Raw genomic sequence first — 18,111 nt, 5'->3', positions numbered from 1 at the left:
GCGTGTTGATGTCGATGTCGTTGCCCGGCAGGTGATGGGGAACCGGGCGGCTCCAGCTTATTCCGGTGTTTGGCGCCTGGATAGAGGGTGGTACCGATAGCTGGCGTGGCAGCCTTGCTCAGCCTTCAAGCAATGCCTGGGCGATGTCGTCAAACCGGTTGCACAGGGTCGAAAGATGCGCCTCATGCGGGTAGGTGGTGAGTTTGGCCGTCGGTATCGCGATGAGTGTTTCGCGTACCAGTGCCATCGGGACGTTGGCGTCCTTCTCGCCATGGAACACATGCAACGGCATCTGGATATCCTGCAGGCGGACGCCGAGTGGGTGCACGTACAGGCGCATATCCCATGCAGCTCCCCGTGTTCCCTGGCGCAGCGCTTCGCGAAACATGTAGCCAAAAGCTTCGTAGCGTCCCGGGTATTCGAAAGCGTCGTAATCGGGTTGGGGCAGGATACTTTTCATCTGCGTCAGATCCTTGCCAGCGCTGGCCGCCATGCTTCGCAGCAGTAGCCCCAGCAGCATCGGTGCATGCTTGGCCAGGCGCCATGCGAGGCGCGTCATGAAGTGTAGGTGGGCAAGGACCTGGGATTGGTCCATGCGCCATGCGCCTGACACGATGACGGCGCTGTGCAGGCGCTCGGGGATGCGCGCAGCGCATGCCGCGGCATAGACGCCACCGCCGGAATTGCCCAGCACGGAGAACTTGCCCAGGCCCAATGCATCAGCCAACGCGATCGCATCGACCGGCCAGTGAGTAAAGCTGCGATGCGGCTGGAAACTGGAGCGGCCCATGCCGGGACGGTCTGGCGCGATGATGCGTAGCCCCAGCCGCACGAACGTATCGTCGCCGATCAGCAGCGGCTCCAGCCGTGATGATGGAGTGCCATGGAAATAGAGTACGGGGTGGCCATCAGGCGAACCGTACTGGGCAAAGGTCATGTTCCTGCCATCGGCAAGCACGACGTTGCCTTCGGTCGCCATGGTCACCCTCCATCATTACCTGCGTGGATTGTGCCCTGTGCTGACCCGTGATTAACAGGGCTTGCGTCTTGATTCGGCGTTGAACAAGCCGCCTCTTGCGGTAAGCAAACAAGCAAAAGGCCAGAGGCATGGAAACCTCTGGCCTTTCGTATATTTTTAAAACGTACCGCTCAGGTGCCGGATGACGAAGCCGACGACGATGCGCTGGCCGGCTGGCCCCCCTTCGTCCCATGGCCGCCACCACGCGCACGTGGCGGACGATTCTTGAACAGTTCGTCGGCTGTCTGTTTCTGTTCGGGCGAAAGCACGGTGTATAGCGCGCTGAAGGCGGATGAGAGTTTCTGCATGTTGTCCGCATTGAGCTGTGCGAGCTGCGCGTAGGACTTCATGGAGTCATCGGCATTCATGCTTTCCATTTTCTGGTGGCGATCCTTTAGCGCCTGACCGGTGCGTTGCGCGTTGTCACGCATCACTTGGGCGTAAGCGTCCCACTGGGACGACTCGGCGTCGGTGATGTTCAGCTCGGAGTGCAGATCGTCGATTTGCTGTTCCACTTCATCCATGCGCCGCTGCATATGCGACTTCTTTGCGGCGGGTGCGGTGGCGGAAGACGAGGAGGAAGCGGGCGCGGTGCTCTGCGCTGCGGCAGTGCCAGCGAGCAGGGCAAGCGACAGCGCGATAGGTAAGGCAGCCTTGCGAATGAGATTTTTCATGATGGGAAGCTCCGGTTCATGAGTACAAGCTGAGGACGGCCCGACAAGGGCGCGAAGTAGCTGGACACGCAGGGATGCTCAATATCCCGGGGAATAGACCACGCCCGGCGGCGGGGGCGGAGGCGGCGCCGAGTACTGATACACCACGCCCGGAGGCGGCGCTGCCGCGCTGGCAGCGGAATTGGCGATCGCGGCACCCGCCACGACGCCAAGCAGGCCTGCAGCGATGGCTACGCCAGCGCCACCACCACCACCGCCGTGGCGGCGATCCCAGCGGGGCGGCGGGGGCGGCGGTGGGCGATGCCAGCCCGGACCCGGGCGGCGGTAATACTGAGCCTGTACCGGCATCGAAGGCGCAATCATGGCCAGGGCGATCGCCAGAGCGGCCAATTGCCGAAGAACCGGGGTGCGAGAGGCGCGAGTCATCAACTTACCCTCCTCAAATATGGAGCGTTTGCCGCATGCACCGGGCCAGCGTCGCGTGCCTGCGAAAGTGAAAATCCACGCGGCGATGGCCGGCAGCGACTACTTCATCTGGCTCACCGCTACCGATCGCCGTGGGCAGAGTCTATGACAAATTGTGTGGAGTTTTATTCAAGGCGCGAAGCCGTATGGGGATCGGTTCATTAAGCGCGAATCCTGCTTTGCATCAGCGCATCGGTTGCAGAATGCATAACAAGTGATTGACAGCTGTCACTGGCTGGCGCGCCAGCAAATCCCACAATCAGCCCGTATGATGCGGGCTGGAGCAACGCCCGCATGACATCCGCATAAACCGAGCAGGTGGAACCATGCGCAATCGCTTTTTCGCTGTCGCGATCATTCTGATCATCGCTGCCTTTATCTGGCATTTTCTGGATCGGCCGCCCGAGGATCTTGGCAATCCTCGTTACTTTACGGATCAGACGTACAACTTCGAGACCTCGCGTGCCTTGAATGACATTGCCATTGTCGGTGGCGATGCCGGCGAAGTGGGGCAGGCGGTTGCCGGGCTCAAAGCCGGCGATGCGCAAGGCTGGTATGACAGATGGATGGCAGCGGGTGATCGCGCGATGGCACTTGCGCATCGAACCGCCGATCCGACGTCCAAAGGCCATGCCCTGCTGCGTGCCCACAACTACTACCGCTCGGCAGAATTCTTCCTGCCGCCCAATGATGCGCGGCGACCTGAAGCATGGAAGAAAAATGTCGACGCGTTTTATCAGGGGCTTGACGTACTCGGTGTCAAGTACGAACGCATCAAGGTGCCTTACGGCACGTATCACTTGAACGCCGTCTATTACCCGGGGGCGGCCGGTTCGGAGAGCAAGCCGCTGCTGGTTGTTGTCGGCGGCTACGATGGCACCATGGAAGAAATGTATTTCCATATCGTCGCCGCAGCGTTGCAACGTGGTTATCCCGTGCTGACGTATGAAGGGCCGGGCCAGGGTTCGGTGCTTCGCGAGCAGGGGCTCACCTTTACGCCGCAATGGGAGAAGCCGAACGGTGCCGTGCTCGATACCTTCCTTGCATCGCATCCTACCTCCGGCAACATCGTGCTGATTGGCGAAAGCATGGGCGGTTATCTCGCGCCGCGTGCGGCGGCATTCGATCCGCGCATCAGCGGCGTGGTGGCCTATGACGTGTTTTTCGATGGTGGCGCGATTGCTTCGCGCAATGTCCCACCGTTTGTCTTCTGGCTGCGCAAACACGGTTACAACAGCGTGCTGAATATGCTGGCCAAGCAAGGGCCAAGCGATCCGGGTGCTCTATGGTCAGTGCAGAACGGCATGTGGGTATTTGGTGCGAAAGGACCGTTCGAGGTGCTGGACGCGTTCAAGGCTTATACGTTGGCGCCGGTCGCATCGCGCATCAAGGCGGATGTGCTGATTCTTTCTGGCGCGGACGATCACTTCGTGCCAGCAGGGCAGGCGGATGCGTTCCAGAAGAGCTTGACCGGCGCGCGCAGCGTGACCAGCGTTGTTTTCGATCGTATCTCGGGCGGCAGCGAGCACTGCCAGATCGGCGCTTCCAGCCTGTGGCATGCCACTTTGTTCGATTGGCTGGCGACCAAGTTCGGTCAGCCGGCCGCTATCCAGGCGATCAGTTCGAAATGAGGCGACACGTCAAATTTCATATTTGGCCGATAAGATAGCCTGCGTCGGATCACGCACCATGCTTGCGCATACCATCAAAGGGGATTTGCCGTGCAAAAATCATTAACGTGTTTTGCCATGCTATTGGCCACTCTGGCAGGTGCCGTGCATGCCCAGGGAGCACCGGCCAAATCTCCGGCCATCGAAGCCTTCGGCAAGGGTGTGCAGATCTATACCTGCAAGACGATAAACGGCGCCTATGCGTGGAGCCTGAAGGCACCGGATGCCAGTCTGCTGGATGCTAAAGGACAGGTGATCGGCAAGCATTTCGCCGGGCCAAGCTGGCAGGCCAACGATGGCAGCACCGTCGTTGGTGAGCCCTTGAACGTATCGCCTTCGCCGGATGCAGGCGCAGTGGCGTGGCTGGTGCTGCACGCCAAATCGCACAGCGGAAGCGGCACGATGGCGACAGTGCAGTACATCGTTCGTACGCGTACCGAAGGCGGTGTGGCGCCTTCATCGGGTTGCGATGCCAGTCACGCAGGCAACGAAGTGCGTGTGCCTTATAGCGCGGTGTATCTGTTTTTCCGCGGATGATCGGGCACGCATGACGCATGCACACCAAGGCGATTGTGACGATCGGCCTATTTGCCACGCGATGACACACGGCTAGATTGCGGTTTACCGCACACTTCCGCTGGAAGATCGTGCTGCCGTTTCAACGTAGGCCTTGGCTGGGGTGAATACATGCGCAGTGCGATGATGAAGCGGGCCGCAATCGGCCTGTTATGCAGTTCGATTGCCGCGGTGACATGGGCCGCATCGACCGATGGCGGGCAATGGGTTGATACCTGGGGCGCGGTGCCGGATAGTGCCGGCCCAAAGCTGAAAACGCAGACCGTGCGCCAAGTGATACGCACCAGCATCGGCGGTTCCGCATTGCGGGTGCGTCTCTCCAATCTCGACGGCACCGGGCCCACCGTCATCGGACCGGTACACGTGGCCTTGCATGCAAGCGGATCAGCGATCCAGCCCGGTACCGATCATGCACTGACCTTCCACGGCCAGTCGACCGTGACGCTGGCCAAAGGTGAAAGCGTATTGAGCGATCCGTTAGCGATGAACGTTGCTCCCTTGCAGGAGCTCGCCATCAGCATGTACTTGCCGACTGCGACAGGCCCATCGACGATGCATGGCGATGCGCAGGCGACCACCTATGTCACGGACAGTGGTGATGCGACGTCCGTTGCAGAGCTACCCGATGCCGAGGAGCTTCACAGCCGGCTCTTTCTCACGGATGTCGAAGTGAAGGCCGCCGCACCGGCGCAGACCGTGGTGGCCTTCGGCGATTCGATTACCGATGGCTATCAGTCGACCAATGACGCCAATCGCCGCTGGCCCGACGTATTGGCTTCGCGCCTGCAGGCAACCAAGCAAACGGCGTCGGTTGCGATCGTCAATTCGGGTATCAGCGGCAATCGGATCCTGAATGACGGTGCTGGTCCAAGTGCGCTATCGCGCTTCGACCGCGACGCGCTGGAAAAGGCAGGCGTGCACTGGATTGTGTTGCTGGAAGGCATCAACGACATCGGCGGGGCCAGTCAGCCAGCAACCCCTAAGGACGATGTTTCTGCCAATCAGATCATCGACGGCATGAAGACATTGATTGCCCGTGCACATGCCAAGGGCATCAAGGTCTACGGCGCGACGCTGACCCCGTTTGCGCGGGCGGAGTGGCCCTATTACACATCGGAAGGCGAATCGAAACGTCAGGCGGTGAATGCATGGATTCGCAATTCGGGTGCGTTCGATGCGGTCATCGATTTTGACAAGGTCACTCGCGATCCTGCGCACCCTGGCCGATTCCTGCCTGCCTACGATAGCGGCGATGACTTGCATCCCAACGATGCTGGCTACAAAGCGATGGCCAACGCGATCGACCTGAAGCTGTTTGCCGGGGCCGGTGGCTAAGGACTGAATACCAGCACCAGGAACACCACGAACAGCGACAGGTGCACAGCGCCTTCGAGCATCGTGGTGCGAGAGTTGGAGAAGGTAATCGAGCTGAGGATCAGCGTGGCTATCAGCATCACGATGCTGGACGGCGCCAACCCCAGTAGCACCGGGTGGCCGGTATAAAGGCTGATCCCGAGTACAGCCGGCACGGTCAGCCCCAAGGTCGAAGTGACCGCACCCAGGCAAAGATTGATGGCTCGGGTCAGCCGATCGGCGCGAATCGCGATCAGGGCGGAAATGCCCTCCGGTGCAAACACCAGCGTGGCGATGACGATGCCGCCAAGCGCTGCTGGTGCACCGGTGGCTTCGATGCCGTAATCGAGGATCTTGGCCATGCTCTTGGACAGAATCACGATGGGCAGGATGTTTACCAGCAGCAGAACGAAATGAATCAGTAGCTGTTTTTTGTCGATGGCCTCGGGACGATGGTGCTCCATTTCCTTCGGATCGATAGGTTGTGCATCAGGCGCCACGAAGTAGCCACGGTGCCGCCCGGTTTGCAGCCACAGGAAAACACCGTACAGGCCAATGGTGAGCAACGAGAACATCACGGACTGCACTGGCGACAGCGTGCCGCCATGTGTGGAGGTGGTGAAGTCGGGCAACACCAGCGCGATGATCGTGAGCGGGATGATCACCGAGAGATAAGCCGATGCACCTTTGAGGTTGTAGGTCTGCTCGTAATGCCTTATGCCGCCCATCAGCAGGCCGAGTCCGACCACCCCATTGAGCACGATCATCAGCACGGCATACATGGTGTCGCGCGCAAGCGTGGCGCTGCCCGGCGAGCTCAGCATGACCGCCGAGATCAGCACCACTTCGATTATCACGATGGACAGGGTGAGCACGAGGGTACCCAGCGGCTCGCCCAGCATCTCGGCCAGGGTTTCCGCCTCGTGGACGACGCCGAAGGCCACCCACACAATCACCAGGAACAGCCACAGGAACAGCCCGGCCGCCATGGCAGGGTGGAGATTGCCTAGCCAGCCGGCGCCGAACAGCAGGAAGAAGGCGACCGTAAGCCAGCCGATAAAGGGGCGCATGGAGGTCATCGCTATCCGCATGGTTCCTGATCCTGTTTGCTGTGCCGGAATCTAGCCAGGAGTGTAAGTGGTCAACCGCCTGTGCGGGGAACTGGCGAGTCTTCCAAGGATGTAGGTCTGCAGCTTGCAAGCTCGAAAAGCTCGCCGGAGGCCGGAAAAGCGCTTTCGACTGGAGGCAAGGCGTATGGATCAGGGTGTCAGGCGCCAACGTTGAGGCGGTTCCAGACGTTGACAGGGATGGCGAGTGTCAGCGCTGCCGACATGACGAAACGCAAAACAGAAATGTGACCGATGAGCGAGAGCATGCGATTGGCGGCACATTTTCATGCACACCTGAGGCGAGTTCACGCGATGGCAATCTTGCCGTGCGGTGTGTGCTTGTCGATGGTCTCGCAAGCGCATTCTGGGTGCATGGCGCACGACCGCGTGTTGCATTTTTCCACGATCCAAAAAACGGCGATCAAGCTGGTCGCCGATCTGGAAGCGATCACTAATTTCGATCTGGCGTGGCCGGATGTTTGATGGATGTCCACTTATTGATGTGTACAGGAGGACACATGGGTTGCCTTGGGATTTTGCCTGCCAGCCATCGATGAGATGATCGCGTAAAGCATTCTGTCCCCGTTATTCAACCTGTCCCCGTTAGCGCATGGATGACCATACAGAAGCGTGGCTATTTACGATGTTTTCGATATGAGGCAAGGGCATGAAAAAAGCGCTTATTTTGTGCTGTTTCGTCACGCCGTCTACACCGGATGGCGGTATACGCTGTTTTAGGTGTTGCTGCCCTTTGGGTGTCAACGAATGCGTGCAGAGTCTTCTGTAACAAGCATGAGGCTGCTGGCTTATGGAACGCATGCGTATGCACACTAACCTGTGCGGCGCGGAACTGATGGTAAGAAGCCTCAAGGCAAGAAGTGTTTCATACAGGCGCCGTTGTGGTGTCAATGGCCCGGTTTATCAGTACCCAATCCGTGCAAGCCAAGTCATGGAGCAAAGCGTTTAGGGCAAGGACCATGGATGTGCCCTAGATATGCTGGAGGGGGATGATTGGTTGACATTGTTGCGTTTTGATTCGTAACAGCGCGCGACGTTTGGGAGTGCTTCAGGCCGTGTGAGCATGTCCGGCCTCGCCCCATGTCGCTGCATGGAGGCTACCCGATGCCACGATCGCCACGGTTTGACCTTGCCGGCGTGCCACAGCATGTGATCCAGCGCGGTCACGGACACATGCAATGTTTTTTCTCGCCAGCGGACTATCGTTGCTACATGAACCAGCTGCTGCATGCCAGCCGGCGCTGGCAATGTGCGGTTCATGCCTATGTGTTGATGAGCAATCATGTGCACTTACTGGTAACGCCGTCGACCGTAGGTGCGATAGGAAACATGATGCAGGCACTGGGTCGAAACTACGTCAGCTATATCAACGTTACCTATCGGCGAACCGGGACGTTATGGGAAGGGCGCTACAAATCCTGTCTCGTCGATGCCGATGAATATCTGCTTACTTGCTACCGCTACATCGAGCTCAATCCGGTTCGAGCAGGATTGGTCGGTGAGCCGTCGGGTTACCCATGGTCCAGCTACGGTTGCAACGCGCTGGGTGACAGTGATCCCTTGATCGTTCCGCACTCGCAATACGTTGTGCTAGGTAGCGAGCAAGAAGAGCAATTGCGTGCGTATCGCCAGCTTTTTGCCCACGATATCAGCAGCGAGTGCCTGAAGGAGATTCGCACCTATATCCAGCAACAACGTGCACTGGGGTCACCGGCATTTCAGGATTGGGTGGAAAGTGCGCTTGGTCGGTATGCCAGGGCGCGTCCCCCGCATCGGCCGAGGCGCGATCGGGAAGTGGCCATGAATGGTGACTAGAACCTTCGCTCGGTTCCGCAGAAACGCCCCATGCTATGAATGATCGCATCGACTGATCGCGCAGGCACGCGGTTTCGGATGGCAAAATCTGCCCCGCGTAGCCTCGGCCTCTGGCAGAATCGGGCGATCTCCAGCAGTGGGTATCTCAAAAATGCGGGACGCTGTCACTACGCCGGTCAATTCACCGGGCCGGGTTCTGTTCGCCAGCCTGATCGGCACCACCATCGAGTTTTTCGATTTCTATATCTATGCCACTGCGGCGGTGCTGGTTTTTCCAAAGCTGTTCTTTCCGGCGGCAGATCCAGCTTCGGCAACGCTGCAATCATTCGCAACCTTCGCGTTAGCTTTCATCGCGCGACCGATCGGATCGGCGCTGTTCGGGCATTTCGGTGATCGCGTTGGGCGCAAGGCTACCCTGGTGGCAGCCTTGCTGACCATGGGCATTTCCACGGTAATGATCGGCTTGCTGCCCACGTATGCCCATATCGGCGTGATCGCGCCGCTGCTGCTTTCGCTCTGCCGTCTTGGGCAAGGGCTTGGCCTTGGCGGTGAATGGGGTGGCGCCGTGTTGCTGGCGACGGAGAACGCACCCAAGGGCAAGCACGCCTGGTATGGCATGTTTCCGCAGCTTGGCGCGCCGATCGGTTTCTTTATTGCGACCGGCCTTTTCCTGTGGTTGACCGAAAAGATGGGTGACACCGCTTTCTTTGCGTGGGGATGGCGTGTGCCGTTCCTTGCCAGTTCGGTGCTGGTGATCATCGGTCTGTGGATGCGTCTGCGGCTTACCGAAACCCCGGCCTTTGCCCGCGCCATGGCACAGCAGGAGCGCGTACGCGTGCCGATGCTTACCGTGCTGACCCAGCACACACGGGCACTGGTTGCTGGCACTTTCGCGGCGCTGGCCACCTTTGTGATCTTCTACCTGATGACGGTGTTCGCATTGAGTTGGGCTACGTCCAAGCTGGCCTATTCACGCGAAACGTTCCTGATCGTGCAGATGGTGGGCGTGCTGTTCTTTGCTGCGTTCATCCCGCTCTCCGCATGGCTGGCAGATCGCCGCGGCAATCGCTTTACGATGATCCTGGCGACGGTGCTGATCTTTGTCTTCGGGCTGGCCTACGCATCGCTGTTTGCCCACAGTGGCATGCTGTTCATGGTGGTGGGGATGTGTGTGGTCGGCATCACCTATGGTCCGCTGGGTACGATCCTGGCGCAGATGTTTCCTACGGCGGTGCGTTACACCGGCGCTTCGCTGGCCTTCAATATGGCGGGCATCTTTGGCGCTTCATTGGCGCCGTACCTGGCGACCTGGTTGGCCAAGACGTATGGGCTTGCCTATGTGGGTTACTACCTCTCTGCGGCGGCCGTGCTGACCATGCTTGCGCTGATGGTCACGCCGAAGCAGGAAGGGCAAACTGGATCGTGAGTCATTGTCATCACGACAGCGAGTCAATCTGGATGCCGATAGCATTGGCCGAGCGTGGGGTCAGACGCTTCGGCCCAGGCCAGAGCAATCCGCGCATTGTCGAATATAACGGCCATACCAATCTGGTCGGTTATGACGACAAGATTTCGTGGTGTTCGTCGTTCGTTAATTGGTGCTTTGGCAGCGTCGGTATTGGTGGTACCGAATCGGCGTTGGCGCGATCCTGGCTGGATTGGGGTGTGGCGTTGGAGCAGCCTGCTTACGGTTGCGTGGTGGTACTCACGCGTGATGATCCGGCAGGCTGGAAGGGGCATGTCGGCTTTTATCTCTCGCACGATGCCCAATCCATTTATCTGTTTGGTGGCAACCAACTGGAAGAAGTACGCGAGCTTGCGTATCCGTTGGAGACGGTACTTGGCTATCGCTGGCCCGATGCGCAGGGCTGACAAGGCGCTTTGTATTCGCAAGAAACGGGGTGTGCACGTGCAGTGCATTCGTTACGGTCCGTCTTTCTGTAACGAAGAAGAAAGCAGAGCAAATCCATGAAACGGTTGGATGACATGTCGATTCGCCAGGACAGGCTTGGGGCTGTCGATTGGTCGCGCCTTGGCCGCGAACTGGATGCATCCGGTGCAGCGATGATTCCCGGCTTGCTAAGTGCCGATGAATGTCAGTCGCTGGTGGCGCTCTATACCGACGACAGTCACTTCAGGAGTCGAGTGGTGATGGCTCGTCATGGATTCGGCCGTGGTGAATACAAGTACTTCAGCTATCCGCTGCCCGGCCTGATTCAGGAGCTGCGCACGCGTTTTTATCCGCATCTCGCACCGATTGCCAATCGCTGGAGCGAAGCGATGGGCATCGAGACGCGCTACCCAGCCGACCATGCCGACTATTTGGATCGCTGTCATGCCGCCGGGCAACAGCGGCCAACACCCTTGCTACTGCAATATGCGGCGGGCGATTACAACTGCCTGCATCAGGATCTCTACGGCGAGCACGTTTTTCCGCTGCAGATGGCCATTCTGCTTTCGCGACCGGGAGTGGATTTTTCTGGCGGCGAGTTTGTGTTGACTGAGCAGCGCCCACGTATGCAAACACGGCCGGTAGTGGTGCCGTTGCAGCAGGGCGACGCGGTGATCTTTGCCGTGCATCACCGGCCGGTGCGTGGGGCGAAGGGTATCTACCGGGTGACGATGCGCCACGGTGTGAGCGAAGTTCGCGCGGGGCATCGGCATACCGCAGGTATCATCTTTCACGACGCAACGTAACGGTGGCGTTTGGTCCCGGGTGTAAAAACGCCGCGTTTGACGCGGCGTTTTGATGTTAGGGATGTGCGGCGGTGCGAGGACGATGATGCATCGGCGGCGGTGATGCCGGAGCCCGAAATGGGACAACACTTGGGTCAATCGGCAACTGTGCGTCGGCGAGCATGGCCAACAGCGTTTCGCCGTAGATCAATTCGAACGGCTTGCCGGCGACGAATTTCCACGCATCCTCGGTGTAATCGCCGCAGGCGACGATTTTCACGCCAGCGGCCTGGTGATATTTCATCAGGTTGTACATTTCGCGAACGTCCTTCACGTCGACGTTGCGATTACGCCAATGCCTGCATTGCACCAGCGTGGTCAGACCATGCTTGCGTACAACCAGATCCAGACCATTGTGGTCATCGTGGCCGAAGTGTTCGACGGTAGTTGCCTGCTCCAAGGCATAGCCCCGGTAGCGGAAGGCCTGGGCAACCTGGTTTTCGAATGCGCGCCAGTGCATGTTGCATAAGTCGGCCAGCTGGTCATGGACCATCAGGCGGCGCATACGCTGCCGATGTCCTACGCAACACAGCGCTGCGAGGAACCAGCAGGCGAGCAGAGCCAGCCAGAGAATCGTCATATGGACGGCGGTCTGCGCGCCGGAGCCATAGCGAATGCCCAGCCAAGCGCTCACACACAGCAGCGTGCCTGCAGGCCAATGCACCAAGATCAGTTGCTCGATGCGATGTGTTCCGTGCTTCGCCATCAACTCCCCCGAGCTGTGAACGTTGCTTCTGAAACGTAGGGTTGACGTTAGCGCGGACGATTCGGGAGTTCAGCGTGCATTGCGGCATTCGGACGCAGCGCTGTTCTGCCGCGGTTTGGCGCGGGATTGGCCGGAAAAGAGCGGGTCTTTTGTGCGTTGCGGCGAGATTCGCCGACATCCGCTTGGCATTTAGGCCACAAAGTGTGCGGCTAAACCCCGGGTTTTACACAAGACCTTAACTTCTGTGGATTTATTCCACGGAGGCGCTCTTGGACGCAGTTGGCTGCAAACAGCCCCCATGAGCCCTAAATCTCATGCGAAGACAGCCGCACGCAATTCGCCCTAAAGAAAACCGGTGCAGCGCCGATAAGACGCTAAAGCACGCCAGCTATTAAAGACCATTATTTCGATACTGCCATGTCCCGGTCCCCCGGACGGAACACGGCACGTCGGCTCGGTAGACCCGCAGGAAACGCTCCTGCGGTTGGCAGGGACTGCACGATGGTGTTGTGTGCGAGTGATGGCGCGGTGGCGTCGATCTGACCTGGAAATATGCCTGCATGAGCCATTTCAAACCCAATTCGCAGCCGACTAAGCACGAGGTGGATTGGGACGATCCCCATCTTCAGCGCCTGCTGAGCAAGACCGACGGTTGGAAGCTGGATAACCGCGGCGCGTTTACGGCGATCAATGTGCAGCTCCATGTGGGTTGGGGCGCGAGCACCGGCCGGCACGCGACGTTGGTGTGGGAAAGCGATCAGGTGATGGTGCTAGAAACGCGTTTTCTGATTCCGCAGGGCGAGCAGGTGCGTGTGGATCGCATTCAGGCCGGTGTCGCGCGCACGGTATGGGGTACGGTCGTCGAAGGCCGTGAAGGATTCCGGGAAGATGACCGGAGGGACGGCATCTATGTGCATTGGCTGCACGCGCGTTGAGCAACGGGTGTCATCACGATGACGCCTCGACTTGCGCCGGCCAAGGTGCTTCACCGGTAAGTAGATAGAAACCGACCTGCGCACGCTTCGCGTGGCGCTTGGCGCGAGCAGCCAGTGTCGCCAGCGTTTCGGGACGGCCAGGAAACGGCGGTGTGACGCGTACCGCACCGATCGCTACGGTCGTGAGCGGAAAGAACTGCGTGTTGCCGTGGCGGTCTTCACCGACGATGCCCTGGCGAGCGATGTCCTCGTCGGCAAACAAGCCTTGGGCACGTTGGTTGAATAGCGTCACCATCTGCCGACAGCGGGCTTCCCAGTCTTCACTCTGAAAGATCAGCAGAAAATCGTCGCCGCCGATGTGGCCGACGAAATCGCTGCGTGGATTGACTTGCGCGGTAAGGATGCCAGCCAGCAGGCGGATGATTTCGTCGCCGCGGAAATAACCGTACTGGTCATTGAAAGGTTTGAAGTGGTTGAGATCCACGTAGGCCACGGTGAAAGGAACTTCCGCGCGCAGCAATCGCGCCACGTGTTCGGTGACCGGGATGTTGCCCGGCAGGAACGTCAGCGGATTGGCGTAGCGTGCGGCTTCGATGCGAAGTTCAGTCACGCGCCGCACCAGCGATTCGCCGGTGCCAAGGCCCAGATAAAGTCCGTCTCGGGTGATGACAAAGCCATCGCTGAGATAGCGTTGGTCTTGCCCGCGCAGGATATCGGCCATGCTTTCCAGCGATTGGCGTACGTCGCAAAGCAGCGGTGCTTCGTGCATGAAAGTGGTGCAGCTTTTTCTGCCGTACAGCTCGCGCGTATAAGGCTGCGCCATGCGTTCGCTGAAGATGCGTCGGTTGATGATGCCGATCGGATGATCATCCTGCACTACCGCCAGTGCGTGCAGCTCGGGCATGCGAGCGAACAGGGTGATCACGTTGTGGTTGCTGTCTTGCGCGGTAAGTGCAGGTGCTTCGATCACCAGATGGCCAACGTGCATGGGGCGTTGCGTCACCGGCCCTTGCAGGCGGGGTGGTACGGCGATGACGGGATGGTTCAAGACGGCAATCACGGTCTCGTCGACATGGTCGCTGACGCGCGTTGCTGGACGCCCCAGCAGAAAGCCTTGCGCATAAGAGATGCCGAGTTCGCGCAGCATGCGCAGGTCGTCCGCTTCTTCCACGCCTTCGCCGACCAGATCCGCTCCCAGCGTTTCCGCGACCTGGCACAGCGCACGTACGATAGCCAGCCGTTCCGCGCTTTTGGCCAAGCCATGAATCAGATAGCGGTCGATTTTTACCACTTCCGGATGGATCTCATTCCACATCTCGAAGTTGGAGTGGCCGTTGCCGAAATCATCCAGTGCGAAACGCACGCCGTGCGCACGTAGATAGCCAAGCGCATGCGCCAATCGCGCGGGTTCATCCACGATATCGCGCTCGGTCAGTTCGATCGTGATGCGGCTCAGATCCATGCCTCCGGTGCCGAGCGCTGCAATCAGATCGTCGGGCTTGATCGACTTCTGCATAAAGGCCTGCGCGCTGAGATTGACCAACAGCCGGCCCGGCGCTTTTTGAGCCACGAATGCGCCACATACTGTGCATGCGGCGGCCAGTTCGAATTCGCCGAGCCGTCCTTCCAGGCGTGCCAGATTCAGCAACTCCGGCGTGGTAATCCCACCCAAATGTTTGTCGGGACGGGCGAGACCTTCGTGCGCGACGATCTCCATCGTGTCCAGCCTGACCAGCGGCTGAAATACCGCATGCAGGCTTTTCTGAGCCCGATCGAGCAGTGAAGCAAGTCGGGCACTGTCGCGCACGAAGACCATGGCGGGCGCTACGCGGCCTCGTCCAGTTCGGCAGACGGTTCCGGCTGCGCTTGATGTTGTCCTATCCGTCGGATCGAATCGCTTTCTTGGTGGTTGGCTGCGTTTGCCTCGTGATCCATTTCGGTGCCGATGCGGAAAAATTCCATTTGCTGAAGCAGTGCTTCAGCGCTGCGCCGCATCGCATGACTCATCATGGCGGTGCGTTCGACCAGCGCGGCGTTTTCCTGGGTCATGGCATCCATGCCGGCCACGGCCAGGTTGACCTGATCGATACCGACTTTTTGTTCGCGACCGGACAGTGCCATGCCCGCAACTTTTTCAGAGACTTCTGCTGCGCTCGCGACGATGCTGACCAGGGCTTTGCCCGAGTGTTGCGCGCAGGTGCGGCCATCGAGCAGGGCTTCGGCGCTTTCCTCGATGGACTGCTTGACTTCGCGTGCAGCCGCCGAGCAGCGTTGCGCGAGTTGGCGCACTTCGGCCGCGACCACCGCAAAGCCACGTCCATGCTCGCCAGCGCGTGCAGCTTCCACGGCAGCGTTGAGTGCAAGCAGATTGGTCTGAAACGCGACCTCGTTGATCAAGCCCACGAAATCGGCAATGCGTTGGCTGGAGCGGTCGATGGCGTCGATGGCGGTCACGGTTTGTGCGACCACTTGCTGGCCTTGTTCCGCGAGCTTGCGTGAATCGCTGGCGACCCGGCTTGCCTGGTCCGCCATCACGGCGGCCTCGGCGACGCTGGCTGCCATTTCTTCCATGGATGCAGAACTTTGTTCCAGGCTTGCTGCCTGCGACTGGGTGCGCTGGCTCAAGGCATGGGTGTTTTGTTCCAGCGTTAATGCACCGTCCTGGACCTGCGCCGCGCCACTGCGAACCTGGCGCACGACATCGGCGAGCTGGATATCCATCGTTACCAGTGCGCGCAGCAGGTCACCGATCTCGTCATCGCGGCCCACGGTCACAGGTTGACCCAGTTCACCGCGTGCAATGCGCTGCGCGACGCCGGAAGCCAAGCGCAGGCGCGCACCGAGCGCGCGGATCAGCATGCCGTCGCTCAGGCTCGCCAGTAACAAGGCGCCTGCAAATACCGCAAGCATGACAAACAGGCCGCGTTGGTTGGTGGCGTGCTGGGTGAGAGCTTGCGCTTTGCCGTCGGTCAGCGCGCCTTCGAATAGGTTGGTGAAGTCGCTCTGTAGAGGGACCAGGTCCGGCTGCACATCGGTCGCGAGCTTGAGCTGGGCGATATCGAACTGACCTGCTTGCAGCAGGGTCAGCGTATCGTCCATCGCCTGTTCGGCATCCTTGCGATGTTCGGCGGCGACGGACAGCAACTGCTTCTGCTGTACACCGAGGCCGCTCTGCAGCAGCGGCTTCCAATAGCGATCGATATCGACCCGGTTGCTCTTGATCGCCGTGGCGGCGTCGTCGGCAGCGGAGGGCAGGCGCATCAGCACCGCGTGCGCCAGTGCCTGGAAGTCGTTGTTGAAATCGCTCTGGATGCGGCCGACATCGGAGATCGGCGTGAGCGTGTCGCCAACCACCGACTGGATGCGCTGATCCGCGCGCATCAGTTCCATGCTGCACAAAGCGCCGGTGGCGATCAGGAGAAGAAGAATGCCGGCGAGACGAAGCAGCAAGATTCGGCGCAAGGTGACCCGAAATAGGCCGGAAAACGAACGAGACATGACGCACCTTGGGGAAGGGGATGCCTCTTGGTCGGCGGCTGTCGCGTCAACTTGAGTGGAAAGTTGAAGAAAAAATCTTATATTTCAATTGGTTGACGTTTTTGTGGCACTTGGTTGGCGAAGCCGTGCGAGAGGGTGCCGAGATGGCTCTGCGGCGCCGCTGACTATCCCGCTTTCACGAGTCGGCGGGCACCGCCTTCGTCATGGAAGCTTCGCGTGCTGCCTGCGCCTGCAACACCAGCGCCAGAATCACAGCAGCGACGGCGGCGACAGCGGCCAGTCCATAGATAGCGTTGTAGCCCATGCCGCTGGCGATCCAGCCGCCAAAGGGGCCGGTGAGCGCCATCGCGACATCCATGAATACCGAATACACGCCGAGTGCCGAACCGCGGCTATGCGCTGGCACGCGATGCACCGCTTCAACGCCCAGTGCAGGAAACACCAGCGAGAAGCCCAGGCCGGCGATCGCTGCACCCATGGTGGCCATGTGCGTGTTGGTGGCCAGGCACAAGGTGATCAACCCGATCGCTTCGATGGCCAGCGAGGCCATTGCGACACGATAGCCACCCAGCCAGTTGATGGTGCGGCCGAATATAAAGCGCACCCCGACGAACACCACGCCGAATACTGTGAGTGCGAACGCCGCATTGTCCCAGCCGTGCGACGCATAGAAGAGCGTGATGAACGTAGCAATGCAGCCAAAGCCGATCGAACCCAGCGCCAGCCCGATGCCATAGGGAACCACGCGTGCTGCCACGGTACGGAACGGCGAGCGTTCTTCTGCCTCGACCGTGGTGGCCCGCTTGAGCCGCGCCAGCGGCAGCGCAACCAACGGCAGCAGCAGGCTGACTGCGCCGATGGCGGCAAAGCCGTAGTGGTGATCGATCATCACACCCAGCGGTGCGCCGGCGGCGATCGCGCCATAGGTGGCCACACCGTTCCAGGAGATCACGCGAGCGGTGTGATGGTGACCCACCTGGCCCATGCCCCAGGTGATGGCGCCGGTGCCGACGCAGCTTTCCGCGCAGCCGAGTGCCAACCTGGCGAGAAAGATCAGGCCGAGGCTGAGCCACGGCCAGCTTGAAGCCAGCGCACCCAGCAACAGCAATGCACCGCTGGCGGCACAAAGCGTCAGGCCGGTCATCACGGTGCGTTTGGGTCCCTTGGCGTCAGCCATGCGTCCGACGTGAGGACGGCTGAGCAGAGTTGCGACGTACTGCACGCTGATCGCCAAGCCCGCCAGCATCGCACTCATCCCGAGATTGGTATGCACGAAACCAGGTAATACTGCCAGCGATAGCCCGATGGTCAGGTAGGCAATGAAGGTGAATGCGACGGTGCTGAGAATCGACAGCAGTACGCCGGACTGGCGACCGTGATCGGTCGCGGGGGAGCGGGAGGCATCGGCCATAGGGGTACGCAACTCGGTAGATCATTCCGGAGGGGGAACCCGGACGTGGCCTATTATACGCCTGTATGGTGCGCCGCGTCATTGCGGTTGCTCCTAAACGCGGACGATGACATCGAGCCCAGGACGA

General features: G+C 59.8%; 16 protein-coding genes. 8 read left to right on the top strand and 8 right to left on the bottom strand.

All coding sequences use genetic code 11. The features are described 5' to 3' along the window. Positions 1-118: 118 nt before the first annotated feature. From ISN74_RS13670 to ISN74_RS13660, 3 genes are all read right to left on the bottom strand, one after another. Positions 119-979 carry an alpha/beta fold hydrolase gene (locus tag ISN74_RS13670; RefSeq protein ID WP_188799759.1) on the bottom strand — a complete coding sequence of 287 codons (861 nt, stop codon included), beginning with the start codon at positions 977-979 and terminating at the stop codon, positions 119-121. A 170-nt stretch (positions 980-1,149) separates the two neighbouring features. After that, on the bottom strand, positions 1,150-1,692 hold the full coding sequence (locus ISN74_RS13665) for a Spy/CpxP family protein refolding chaperone (RefSeq protein ID WP_188799758.1): 543 nt from the start codon (positions 1,690-1,692) through the stop codon (positions 1,150-1,152). 78 nt (positions 1,693-1,770) lie between these two features. Next, a complete protein-coding gene (locus tag ISN74_RS13660) occupies positions 1,771-2,118 on the bottom strand; it encodes a hypothetical protein (RefSeq protein ID WP_188799757.1) in 348 nt (115 codons plus the stop codon). Positions 2,119-2,483: 365 nt separating this feature from the next. Here ISN74_RS13660 and ISN74_RS13655 point away from each other — a divergent pair, with 365 nt between their 5' ends. The 3 genes from ISN74_RS13655 (at position 2,484) to ISN74_RS13645 (ending at position 5,738) form a co-directional block, all read left to right on the top strand. After that, the gene (locus ISN74_RS13655) at positions 2,484-3,788 is read left to right on the top strand and encodes an alpha/beta hydrolase family protein (RefSeq protein ID WP_188799756.1); all 1,305 of its coding nucleotides are present in this window, start codon (positions 2,484-2,486) and stop codon (positions 3,786-3,788) included. Between the two features lie 117 nt (positions 3,789-3,905). Beyond that, a complete protein-coding gene (locus tag ISN74_RS13650) occupies positions 3,906-4,364 on the top strand; it encodes a DUF3455 domain-containing protein (protein ID WP_188799755.1) in 459 nt (152 codons plus the stop codon). A gap of 150 nt (positions 4,365-4,514) precedes the next feature. Next, entirely contained in the window at positions 4,515-5,738 is a 1,224-nt protein-coding gene (locus tag ISN74_RS13645) for an SGNH/GDSL hydrolase family protein (RefSeq protein ID WP_203546616.1), read from the top strand. Here ISN74_RS13645 and ISN74_RS13640 read toward each other — a convergent pair. After that, the gene (locus ISN74_RS13640) at positions 5,735-6,847 is read right to left on the bottom strand and encodes a calcium:cation antiporter (RefSeq protein WP_203546615.1); all 1,113 of its coding nucleotides are present in this window, start codon (positions 6,845-6,847) and stop codon (positions 5,735-5,737) included. The two genes, ISN74_RS13645 and ISN74_RS13640, sit on opposite strands and share 4 nt — an antisense overlap. A 1,140-nt stretch (positions 6,848-7,987) precedes the next feature. On the opposite strand from ISN74_RS13640, the gene ISN74_RS13635 reads away from it, so the two are divergent. The 4 genes from ISN74_RS13635 (at position 7,988) to ISN74_RS13620 (ending at position 11,395) form a co-directional block, all read left to right on the top strand. Then, the gene (locus ISN74_RS13635) at positions 7,988-8,698 is read left to right on the top strand and encodes a transposase (RefSeq protein ID WP_188799753.1); all 711 of its coding nucleotides are present in this window, start codon (positions 7,988-7,990) and stop codon (positions 8,696-8,698) included. A 151-nt stretch (positions 8,699-8,849) separates the two neighbouring features. Further along, complete coding sequence (locus ISN74_RS13630; RefSeq protein ID WP_188799752.1) at positions 8,850-10,124, top strand: MFS transporter; 1,275 nt, start codon at positions 8,850-8,852, stop codon at positions 10,122-10,124. A gap of 32 nt (positions 10,125-10,156) precedes the next feature. Further along, positions 10,157-10,570, top strand: a complete 414-nt coding sequence (locus tag ISN74_RS13625) for a TIGR02594 family protein (protein ID WP_188799751.1) — start codon at positions 10,157-10,159, stop codon at positions 10,568-10,570. 96 nt (positions 10,571-10,666) lie between these two features. Then, positions 10,667-11,395: a 2OG-Fe(II) oxygenase gene (locus ISN74_RS13620; protein ID WP_188799750.1), complete on the top strand. Its 729-nt coding sequence runs from the start codon at positions 10,667-10,669 to the stop codon at positions 11,393-11,395. 55 nt (positions 11,396-11,450) lie between these two features. Here ISN74_RS13620 and ISN74_RS13615 read toward each other — a convergent pair whose 3' ends face one another. Continuing rightward, entirely contained in the window at positions 11,451-12,140 is a 690-nt protein-coding gene (locus ISN74_RS13615; RefSeq protein ID WP_188799749.1) for a restriction endonuclease, read from the bottom strand. Between the two features lie 560 nt (positions 12,141-12,700). Here ISN74_RS13615 and ISN74_RS13610 point away from each other — a divergent pair. Continuing rightward, on the top strand, positions 12,701-13,075 hold the full coding sequence (locus ISN74_RS13610) for a hypothetical protein (RefSeq protein WP_188799748.1): 375 nt from the start codon (positions 12,701-12,703) through the stop codon (positions 13,073-13,075). A gap of 13 nt (positions 13,076-13,088) precedes the next feature. On the opposite strand, the gene ISN74_RS13605 is transcribed toward ISN74_RS13610, so the two are convergent. The 3 genes from ISN74_RS13605 to ISN74_RS13595 form a co-directional block, all read right to left on the bottom strand. Beyond that, complete coding sequence (locus ISN74_RS13605) at positions 13,089-14,891, bottom strand: GGDEF domain-containing protein (protein ID WP_188799747.1); 1,803 nt, start codon at positions 14,889-14,891, stop codon at positions 13,089-13,091. Between the two features lie 8 nt (positions 14,892-14,899). Further along, entirely contained in the window at positions 14,900-16,573 is a 1,674-nt protein-coding gene (locus ISN74_RS13600; protein ID WP_188799746.1) for a methyl-accepting chemotaxis protein, read from the bottom strand. Positions 16,574-16,748: 175 nt separating this feature from the next. After that, a complete protein-coding gene (locus ISN74_RS13595) occupies positions 16,749-17,984 on the bottom strand; it encodes an MFS transporter (RefSeq protein WP_188800635.1) in 1,236 nt (411 codons plus the stop codon). Positions 17,985-18,111: the final 127 nt, after the last annotated feature.

It is taken from the genome of Dyella caseinilytica (assembly GCF_016865235.1).
Classification (GTDB): domain Bacteria; phylum Pseudomonadota; class Gammaproteobacteria; order Xanthomonadales; family Rhodanobacteraceae; genus Dyella_B; species Dyella_B caseinilytica.
The sequence above is the reverse complement of the archived record's forward strand: the minus strand, read 5'-3'. Positions and strand labels throughout refer to the sequence as shown.

What these genes read in the sequence shown, in the direction of transcription:
- ISN74_RS13670 (WP_188799759.1), bottom strand. Translation starts at nt 979, where the DNA reads ATGGCGACCGAAGGCAACGTCGTGCTTGCCGATGGCAGGAACATGACC.
- ISN74_RS13665 (WP_188799758.1), bottom strand. Translation starts at nt 1,692, where the DNA reads ATGAAAAATCTCATTCGCAAGGCTGCCTTACCTATCGCGCTGTCGCTT.
- ISN74_RS13660 (WP_188799757.1), bottom strand. Translation starts at nt 2,118, where the DNA reads ATGACTCGCGCCTCTCGCACCCCGGTTCTTCGGCAATTGGCCGCTCTG.
- ISN74_RS13655 (WP_188799756.1), top strand. Translation starts at nt 2,484, where the DNA reads ATGCGCAATCGCTTTTTCGCTGTCGCGATCATTCTGATCATCGCTGCC.
- ISN74_RS13650 (WP_188799755.1), top strand. Translation starts at nt 3,906, where the DNA reads ATGCTATTGGCCACTCTGGCAGGTGCCGTGCATGCCCAGGGAGCACCG.
- ISN74_RS13645 (WP_203546616.1), top strand. Translation starts at nt 4,515, where the DNA reads ATGCGCAGTGCGATGATGAAGCGGGCCGCAATCGGCCTGTTATGCAGT.
- ISN74_RS13640 (WP_203546615.1), bottom strand. Translation starts at nt 6,847, where the DNA reads ATGCGGATAGCGATGACCTCCATGCGCCCCTTTATCGGCTGGCTTACG.
- ISN74_RS13635 (WP_188799753.1), top strand. Translation starts at nt 7,988, where the DNA reads ATGCCACGATCGCCACGGTTTGACCTTGCCGGCGTGCCACAGCATGTG.
- ISN74_RS13630 (WP_188799752.1), top strand. Translation starts at nt 8,850, where the DNA reads ATGCGGGACGCTGTCACTACGCCGGTCAATTCACCGGGCCGGGTTCTG.
- ISN74_RS13625 (WP_188799751.1), top strand. Translation starts at nt 10,157, where the DNA reads ATGCCGATAGCATTGGCCGAGCGTGGGGTCAGACGCTTCGGCCCAGGC.
- ISN74_RS13620 (WP_188799750.1), top strand. Translation starts at nt 10,667, where the DNA reads ATGAAACGGTTGGATGACATGTCGATTCGCCAGGACAGGCTTGGGGCT.
- ISN74_RS13615 (WP_188799749.1), bottom strand. Translation starts at nt 12,140, where the DNA reads ATGGCGAAGCACGGAACACATCGCATCGAGCAACTGATCTTGGTGCAT.
- ISN74_RS13610 (WP_188799748.1), top strand. Translation starts at nt 12,701, where the DNA reads ATGAGCCATTTCAAACCCAATTCGCAGCCGACTAAGCACGAGGTGGAT.
- ISN74_RS13605 (WP_188799747.1), bottom strand. Translation starts at nt 14,891, where the DNA reads ATGGTCTTCGTGCGCGACAGTGCCCGACTTGCTTCACTGCTCGATCGG.
- ISN74_RS13600 (WP_188799746.1), bottom strand. Translation starts at nt 16,573, where the DNA reads ATGTCTCGTTCGTTTTCCGGCCTATTTCGGGTCACCTTGCGCCGAATC.
- ISN74_RS13595 (WP_188800635.1), bottom strand. Translation starts at nt 17,984, where the DNA reads ATGGCCGATGCCTCCCGCTCCCCCGCGACCGATCACGGTCGCCAGTCC.